The organism is Methanobrevibacter sp. (assembly GCF_017940815.1).
GTDB lineage: Archaea > Methanobacteriota > Methanobacteria > Methanobacteriales > Methanobacteriaceae > Methanocatella.
The window spans coordinates 40,049-49,214 of record NZ_JAGAXX010000077.1; the positions used below are offsets into that span (position 1 = coordinate 40,049).

The 9,166-nt window shown below is 37.2% G+C and carries 7 protein-coding genes; 4 read left to right on the forward strand and 3 right to left on the reverse strand.

Annotation, left to right across the window (positions count from 1 at the left end; translation table 11 throughout):
- Nucleotides 1-846 carry a hypothetical protein gene (locus tag ILA26_RS09160; RefSeq protein ID WP_292875899.1) on the forward strand — a complete coding sequence of 282 codons (846 nt, stop codon included), beginning with the start codon at nucleotides 1-3 and terminating at the stop codon, nucleotides 844-846.
- On the opposite strand, the gene ILA26_RS09165 is transcribed toward ILA26_RS09160, so the two are convergent.
- Both ILA26_RS09165 and ILA26_RS09170 read right to left on the reverse strand, forming a co-directional pair.
- A complete protein-coding gene (locus tag ILA26_RS09165; RefSeq protein ID WP_292896559.1) occupies nucleotides 835-2,961 on the reverse strand; it encodes a phage holin family protein in 2,127 nt (708 codons plus the stop codon). The two genes, ILA26_RS09160 and ILA26_RS09165, sit on opposite strands and share 12 nt — an antisense overlap.
- On the reverse strand, nucleotides 2,958-3,827 hold the full coding sequence (locus ILA26_RS09170; RefSeq protein ID WP_292896561.1) for a metallophosphoesterase: 870 nt from the start codon (nucleotides 3,825-3,827) through the stop codon (nucleotides 2,958-2,960). The genes ILA26_RS09165 and ILA26_RS09170 overlap by 4 nt, the downstream gene beginning before the upstream one ends.
- 80 nt (nucleotides 3,828-3,907) lie before the next feature.
- On the opposite strand from ILA26_RS09170, the gene ILA26_RS09175 reads away from it, so the two are divergent.
- The 3 genes from ILA26_RS09175 (at nucleotide 3,908) to ILA26_RS09185 (ending at nucleotide 6,613) form a co-directional block, all read left to right on the forward strand.
- On the forward strand, nucleotides 3,908-5,098 hold the full coding sequence (locus ILA26_RS09175) for a redox-regulated ATPase YchF (RefSeq protein WP_292896563.1): 1,191 nt from the start codon (nucleotides 3,908-3,910) through the stop codon (nucleotides 5,096-5,098).
- A 643-nt stretch (nucleotides 5,099-5,741) separates the two neighbouring features.
- On the forward strand, nucleotides 5,742-6,302 hold the full coding sequence (locus ILA26_RS09180; RefSeq protein WP_292896565.1) for a DUF6434 domain-containing protein: 561 nt from the start codon (nucleotides 5,742-5,744) through the stop codon (nucleotides 6,300-6,302).
- Entirely contained in the window at nucleotides 6,299-6,613 is a 315-nt protein-coding gene (locus tag ILA26_RS09185; protein WP_292896567.1) for a TIGR04076 family protein, read from the forward strand. Before ILA26_RS09180 ends, ILA26_RS09185 begins: the two co-directional genes overlap by 4 nt.
- Nucleotides 6,614-6,655: 42 nt before the next feature.
- On the opposite strand, the gene ILA26_RS09190 is transcribed toward ILA26_RS09185, so the two are convergent.
- Nucleotides 6,656-9,166 (reverse strand): right-handed parallel beta-helix repeat-containing protein (locus ILA26_RS09190; RefSeq protein ID WP_292896569.1); only part of this gene is annotated, 2,511 nt, incomplete at its 5' end.

Consider the following 9,166-nt stretch of genomic DNA (forward strand, 5'->3'; position numbering starts at 1 on the left):
ATGGAACGTTTTGTACAAAGATTAGACAACGCTAAAAAGGCTATTGATGAAGCTGAATATATCATTATAGGGGCAGGTGCGGGATTGTCCACTGCCGCTGGAATTTCATATGTTGGTGAGAGATTTGAAAAATACTTCAAGGATTTCATTGAGGAATACGGTTTCACCGACATGTATTCATCAGGATTTTACCCGTTCGAGTCACAAGAGGAGAAATGGGCATATTGGGCAAGGCACGTCTTTGCAAACAGGTATGACGTTGGAAAGACCGATGTCTATCAGAAGCTATTGAAACTGGTCGAGGATAAGGAATATTTTGTCCTCACAACCAATGTTGAGCACCAGTTCTGGATAAACGGCTTTGATGATGAAAGGATATTTGCAACACAGGGAGATTACGGCTTCCTTCAATGTGAAAAGGGATGTCATGACAAATTATATCCAAATGAAGACCAGGTGTTTGAATGGGTTGAAAAAACAGAGAATTTCAGAATTCCAACTGATTTGGTTCCAAAATGTCCAGTTTGCGGTGGAGAAATGGATTTGAATCTAAGAAAGGACAGTTATTTTGTTGAGGATGCAAAATGGCATCATATGAATAAGAACTATTCTGATTTCCTTAATGGAATTGACGGTAAATTCGTGTTTTTGGAAATTGGCGTCGGCTTCAACACTCCCGGAATCATCAGGTATCCGTTTGAACAGATGACTTATAACAATGATGATGCAACATTGATAAGACTTAACCTGGATTATCCACAGGCAATTCCTGAAAACAAGGATAAGACAATAAGCTTTGATGAAAATGTTGAGGAAATTTTAGATTACTGGCTATCAAGAATCTAACTTTTCTATTTCTCTTTTTAAAAATCTATAAACTGACTCTGCACCAACCAATTCGCCAGGATCATTCCATTCGGAAGGGTATAGTATGAACGGTCTTGTCTGGTTTCCGCCAAGGCCTCCATGGCTTCCAATAAGCTCTTCAAATGCGCACACCTCATCATGTTTTGAATCGTAAAAGCTGTTCACCATGATGTCTGGCATGTTGTCAAACGAGTTTTGCCTTTTAAGGTGCATTGCGGCGTTTTTCCCGAAGTCCTCAAGAGGATTCTCGCCAACAATCTTGTCATTGTCGAGGTAGTAGATTCCCTTTTGTCCGATGACCATTCCTCCGTTTGTTATCGAATTCACAAGAACGAATCCTATTCCGGAATGGTTGACAAGTCCTGGAATCAATTCGGGAAATAGCATTACTATCTCCTCATAGGTCAGGCGCTGTTTCCATTGGGTGAAATATATCAGGCCCATATTTCCTGAGCCCAAAACAATCAGCTCTGAATCCTTGGCCTTTTCAGTGCTCAACTGGACATAGTCGTGGGAAGTGATGTACTCTAGGCTGTTTGAGTATTTATTGCGTAAATTTTTGTACTGCTCATTTTCAAATATGATTTTCGGCTTGCGCTCTGCAATTCCCTTTCTCATGTTTTGAATGGCTCCGGCCTCGTCAAACAAGTCGTCACGGATGGTTTCAACATGTTCCTTAATTGTTTGCAATTGTTTGTTTTCTGGAATGATTGCGTCCCTGAAGTGGTCAATGTTGTACTCGTTTTTAAAGAATTTCATGTCATTTGGAAGAAGGCGTCTTACGTAATTTCCCAATGTCAATCCGTATCTTTGCTTGAATGTTGCTCCGTTACTTTGTCCGTGGTCTGATAGGATAACCAGCTTGTAATCCCTGTCATTCATCTCGATTGCAGAGGCAATTCTTGAGAATTGGATGTCAATTTGCTTTAAGACGCCCCAAACGTCATCATCTTCCACTCCTGAGTGGTGTGCAACCTCATCGTATCCCATGAATGTGGCATAGGCGGTGTCTATTTCTCCCCTGAACATCTCACTTGTCAGGATTTCGGTTGTGGCTTCTCTCAGGACAACATTTGCTCCTGCACGTATTGCGGCATAAACGATTGTCCTTCTAAGTCTTGGATGGATATTTTTTATCCTGTGCATTACTTGTGATTTCAATTCAAGAATTATGTCCCATAGGAAAAGGACAAATATCCTTTGGAAATTGTATGATTCCAAAAACACGGTATGCAATGTCTTGTTATATATTCTGGTTATGCTTCGAAGCCTTGATGATGTCAATGCGGAGAGCTTGCTGTCTCCTGAAAACATGTTTGCGATGCTTATTCCATTTACAAGTAGGCCTTCTCCGTTACTGATCATTTTTTCTATAACCGGAGAATGGCTCAATTTCCCCGAAACCATAATCTGGTTGTTGTTTTGCTTTTCCACCCATCTGTATGCAACGATGTTCTCATTGTTTCCGTGCAATATTCCCGCTTGGCTTGCTCCGGTTTGTGAGGACAGGTCGGTTTCCCATTCCTTTAGGGTATGTGTATTTCCATCGATCCAACCTTTAAGTGTGGGCATGACATTTTTGTCAAGGGCCTTTTTCAGGGTGTTGATTGACAGGCCGTCGATTTCAAGCATCAGGACTCCAGGATATTGCTTTTCTTCCTTGTTTTTTCTTTTAAGGGCATATCTCAAAATGGTTTTGATGTAGCCATCATAATAATTGGTGTTTGTGATGTTGGTGATGAATGTTGTGGCTATTGCCATCACGATAGGAACCTGCCAAAATCCGTAAAATCCAACATAAACTCCGGGAATGAAGTATGTGGCGATATAAAATATCACTGAGTTGAGGACAATCGCTCCGATTCCGAATGTCAGGATAATGAATTTCATCAGGAAACGTCTGAAAATCGGCCAAAGCAGGGCATTGGCAACAGTAAATGCAATTACAATAATCAAGGCATTATATGCAGGACCGATATTAAAGTCGGTACTGATGTAATCCACAGCAAAAACAGCGACAATATTGGCTAGGACAAGCAAAACTGTAGTTATCAATGTTTTCAGTGAGGATATGACTTGATTTTTATAGCTCATTCTATCTCAATTCTTTTTCTTTCCTTGTTTTTCAATGTGATTATTGTTATTTCTGGCTTGCAGTTGATTCTGACTCTAAATGAATTTGTTCCGAGACCCTTACTTGTGTACTGTATCATGTCTTTAACTTTGTATAATCCTACAGGATATTTGACTGAATTTGGACCTCTAAATGGAGTTGTTTCAACTTTTGGAATGATAAACTGGCCTCCATGAGAGTGGCCGGAAATCTGAAGGTCGATTTTGCCGGTTTGTGAGGACTCTCGTGCGAAATCCGGCTCATGGGCAAGCAATATTGTCGGATAATCGTCATCCAACTTGGCCAGTACCTTGTCGAGATTGTCTGCACAGACTGTTGATGAGTCGACTCCTGCAAGATTCACCTTGCTTTCGTTTATTGTCAAGGTTACAACGTCATTGCTCAAATCGACAATGTCAGATTCCTTGAAGATGTCTCTGATTATTTCAGAGCCCATCCAATGGTCGTGGTTTCCCAGAACGCCATATTTTCCATCCTTTGCATTAAGTCGCTTAAGCGAATTCTTCAATGCAATGTCATAGTCTTCCATGTTGTACGAGACATAATCGCCAGTCAATGTGATTAAGTCATAGTTTAGGGTGTTGACGTAGTCCACTAGGTCACTTAGATAATCCGGATTGACCCATTGTCCGAGATGGATGTCTGTAAGGTTAAGGATTCTGTAGTTGTGGAAATCCCAACCTAAATTGTCCAGTTCAATGTCAATCTCAACTAAATCGATATTTTTAGGGTTGAATGTCTTGTCCGGGAGGGTATAGGTCATTGCATCCTGGATGCCTTGACGGATTTTCATAGCCTGTGGGCGTTCAATATCTTCATCTTTCATTGAATAGTAATTTATTTTCTGAAACTATTTATAATTTTAAGAACAAACATTTAGATGTTATTATAGATTAAGTGATTATTATGCTTCAAATTGCAGTTTGTGGAAAACCAAATGTTGGAAAATCATCTTTTTTCAATTCAGCGACTGCATCTGGTGTGGAAATGGCTAATTATCCATTTACAACCATTGATGCGAACAAGGCAGTTGCTCATGTGATTAAGGATTGCCCATGTCAGGAGTTGGGAGTCACATGCAATCCTCACAATTCAATATGCATTGATGGAAAAAGATTGCTTCCAATTGAAATGATAGACGTTGCAGGACTGGTTCCTGGAGCGCATGAAGGAAAAGGATTAGGTAACAAGTTTTTAGATGACCTAATGCAAGCTAAAGTATTTATCAATGTTATAGATGCATCCGGTTCAACAGATCTTGAAGGAAACCCTGTTGATCCTGGAAGCCATGACCCATTGGATGACCTTGAATTCTTGGAAAACGAGATTGTCATGTGGATGTATGGAATATTGTCCAAGAATTGGGTAAGGCTAATAAGAAAAGTCGGTGCGGAACACCTTGACATTTCTAAAGTGTTGTTCGACCAGTTGTCAGGTACCGGTATAGCCATTGAGGACATTATCGAGGCTAAAAGAAACGTCGAGCCTGACTACAACAAGTGGGAAGAGGAAGACTTGATTGAGCTAACCCGTAATATTTTACATATTGCAAAGCCGATGATGATTATTGCAAACAAGGCTGACTTGCCAACATCTGCTGAAAACATCAAAAGAATCAAGGAAAAGTATCCGAATGTCATTCCAACTTCAGCAGGTTCAGAATTGGCACTTGTCAAGGCGGCTGAAGGTGGACTCATCAGCTACATGTCCGGTGATGATCACTTTGAAATCCTAAAGCCTGAAGAGTTGTCTGAAGCTCAGAAAAAGGGTCTTGAGTATATTCAAACCAATATTCTCGATGTTTATGGTAGTACAGGTGTTCAGGATGCATTGAATTATGCGATATTTGAATTGCTTGACAGAATTGTCGTTTATCCTGTTTCAGATGAGCACAAGTACACCGATCAAAAAGGTAATGTCTTGCCTGACGGATTTTTGGTTCCAAGAGGTGCAACACCTAAGCAATTGGCTTACATTGTCCACACTGACATTGGAGACAAGTTCATGCATGCAGTCGATGCCAGAAAGAACATGCGTGTGGCCAGTGACTATGAACTTCAGGACAATGACATTATAAGTATTGTAACAAGAGGATAATTCCTCTCTTTTTTATTTTTAACTATGAGTAAAAAGGAAGCTATAAAACACATATTAAAGCTAATTGTCATTTAAATTGTCGGTTTATCAAACTAGAAAATTTTGGATTGCTCCAAACTAGGCTTCCTATCACATCATAGATTGTTAGCAATTAAACAGGTTAAAAGCCAACAATAGGTAGTAGCTTGCCATAAGGAAATAGGATATGGCAAGCACTATATTTTCAACTGCCATAATGCACGGTCTCCATTGATAGGAGTGTTTTTAATATAATTTTTTTTAAATTCATTAAAACACCTGTGTTAATTGTATATTATATTAGTGTTTTAGAAACTATTATTTTCACTTTAAACTTTATATAATTTGTTTATTTTAAAAATAAATATTGTATTTGGCGTGTAATACTGTTTTTAAATATAATATTGATTTAATAATGTAATGGAAGTAGTAATGTTTATATATCTTAAGATTCATAGGATTGTATAACATCAAATGATGTTAAACTGCGTAATGCAGACCTGTTTAATTGGGTGAATGAGGATGTGTCAAAATTTGTTTATCAAATTTATCCTTATTCATTTTTAAACTATTTTTGTGATTATTTAAGTCTAATGTTTAATCATGTTTTTAGTGGAAGATTGCTATGATTAAGTTGACAAAAAACCTAAAACCTGAAGAGTTCAAGCAATATTATTTTTTAAAAGAGGAACTAAAGGATTTTTGCAGGTCTGAGGGATTAAAGGTTGGCGGATCCAAAGAGGACTTGGAAAATAGGATTGTCCATTATTTGTCCACTGGTGAAATGTTGGAGGAACCTGTAATTAGACAAGTTTCAACCAAATCCCCATCTGAAATCACATTGGATTCAAAATTAGGGGAAAATTTCAAATGCAGTGAGGATAAAAGGGAATTTTTCGAAAATGAAATAGGCAAAACCTTTAAATTCAAGGTCAAATTCCAAAAGTGGTTGAAGTCAAATCCGGATAAAACATACAGGGATGCAATTGATACATACTATGAAATCCAAAACTCAAAAGAAAAAACAAAGATTGATAAGCAATTTCAATACAATCAATATATACGAGACTTCTTTAAGGACAATGATGACAAGTCCCTGGAAGATGCAATAAAATGCTGGAAATATAAGAAGTCCATTAAGGGACACAACAGATATGAAAGAAGTGACTTGGAGGCATTATTATGAAAAAGGTGAAGATTACAGTCATGAGAAAGGTAAGGCATGATGATTTAATCGAAAAGTATGAAAATCCTCTGGAACATGAATGTGATGTTGAGGAAGGTCAGGTTTTCATTGCCAACGGTTGGCAAAAGCCTGATGATTTCTGTGACAGTGCATGGGAAAGCGTTTCACCGTTTGTAATGGCATTGGCAAATGGAGCCAGTGACTTTTATGACGGATGGATGAAAAACAAGAAATCCGCAATGATTTCATGCAATGACGGTTTCAGGCCGGTCAGCTTTCTTTTGGAAACAATGGATGAGGATGCCGATTAATTTTTAAATTCAAAAAAATAAGGTAAGTAATCGCCGAAGCAATTACTTTTTAACGGTCATGATTTTTTTAACAGTGTCTTTGCCATAAATTACCTGGTATTTGTATTTTTTACCGGCTTTAAGTTTTTTAAGAATGTTTTTCTTAATTTTAAAGGTGGCAACTCCTTTTTTATTTGTTTTTGCAGTGACCTTTTTGCCTTTGATTTTTAAGACAATTTTTTTACCGCTAATTGCCTTTTTGGAAGAGGTCTTTAAAGTTGCTTTCACCTTAGCTTTCTTGGATGATTTTTTGACTTTCACGTTTTTGGCTTTAATGACATTTTTCACGGTAACAGATACCTTTTTAGTGCCTTTAAATTCGTTGACTACATTGTTTAACATTACTGTTGCACTGTATTTTTTAGGCTTAATTGCTAATTTGAATGTTGCATAACCGTTCTTATCGGTTTTTGCCTTCAATGTTTTTCCAGCTATCTTAAGGGCAACTTCTTTTCCAGCGCCTACGGACTTGCCGTCAATTTTCACAAGCACCTTGTATGCGTATCCATAATCAACTTTTGCGGTTTTTGGTGTAATTGTTGTTGCATGCTTGTTAATGGTGATGTTTCCTTCCTCTGATGCCGGATTGTATCTGTTGTCACCATTATAATTTACGACATATGCGTATTTGCCCGCTGCCAGGAACGGTTCTGTGAATACTGCTTTTCCGTTGGTTATTGTAATGTTTTCACTATGTTCAACTTCGCCATTGGCCAAGTAAAGGGTGACAGTAACCGTACCGGTTAAATCTTTTCCAGTTGTTGTTATTGTGATGATGTTTACTAGCCTTGCCATATCAAGGGATGCTTGTGCTGTAACTTTGAAGCTTGGGGTTAAATAGAATTTTGTATTTCCTTCAGAAGTCACTCCACCGTTATTCATGATGGAATCCTCACAGGTTTTGCTGTTGGAGCATAATTCATTATTTTTAACTGTTGCATTTGAATTTTCCACTGTTATTGTGAATGTTCCACGGGACATTATTTCATTGTCGCATATTTCCGCTTTGGCATTGTTTTTAGCCTGAATTCCTGTGGCGTCGATTCCAGTTGCATCAATTGTGTTATTTGATATTGTACAATTTCCGCCATTAATGTCAACTACGCATTTGTCATTTCCGGATATGTTGTTATTGCTTATGTTAATGAGTTTGGAACCTTCTAATATGATGGTGCGTGCATTTGAGGAGATGTTTGAATCGGAAATTGTAGCGTTTGTTACTCCTTTTAGATTTATTGCAGGATTATCGTTATTTGTGAAAGTGGAATGTGTAATTGTTAAGTTTTTACAATCGCTGAAGTATAGTTTTCCTGAATTCTTAAAATGGGAATTGTTTATTAGTAAGTTGCTTTTTGCATAAATTGATCCCATATCTGAAGGGCAGTTATTGAAATCACTGTATAATATTGTCAAATTGTTTTTATTCATAAATATTGAGCTGCCGTAGCTAGTGGATTGACTATTGGTGAATGTACAGTCAATCACGGTCAAATTGCTATTTGCATATATGGAACCGCCATATTCTGTAGCATTGCTGTTGACAAATTGGCATTGGTATAATATTAGATTATCTCCACTACGAACTGATCCTCCATCTTTAGAGGAGCAATCTGTAAAACTACATAGTTCAATTAGGGATTCTGCTCCGCTAATGAATATTGCCCCTGCATTTTCTTCTGAATTGCATTTAACAAATTTGCAGTTGGATATGGTTTGATTATCTCCATTAACATAAATGGAACCGCCATCTGTGGCAGAATTACTATTAACAAAATTACAATTGGCAATGTTTAATTTTTTGGAGGGGTATGAATAAATTGATCCTCCTCTTCCAGCGGAACAATATGTAAAATTGGAATTTAGGATATTAACATTTCCGTTACTGGTGGATATGGCTCCTCCTTGGGCTGAAGAATAACAATCTTCAAAACTACAATTTAAAACGTTTAAATTGCAATATGGACTATAAATTGATCCACCATTTTGATTGTTTGAATTTTTTGAGAAATAACAGTTCATGACGGTTAAATTAACGTTGTTGGCATAAATTGCACCAGCATATTCTTTGGAAGCGCAATTTATAAAAGCACAATCGGAAATGATGTTGTTGTTTCCTAAAACACGAATTGCTCCGTTACTTACATTGATATTTTCAAATGTACAGTTAATTAGTTTTCCATTGGCAAAATTCCAGATAATGGATGAATCATCGGTTTTTGCATTTTTGAAAATGATATTTTTTAAAGTCACATTCTTTGCATTAATGGTAAAAAAACCATTTGCATTGTTTCCATCGATATAATGTCCATTTCCCTCAATGGTTATTGATTTAGTTATTGTAATGGTCTTTTGGTCTTTATTCAAATCATATTGGTAATCATTTTTTAATGTTAATGTTTCCTTATCGTTTGTCTTGTTGATATCGTTACTTAATGTTGTGTAATTTTCTATATCGCTGTTTTCATTTTCGTCGGTGAAAACTTCATCAATGTGGTTTTCAGTAGCTATTGCTTC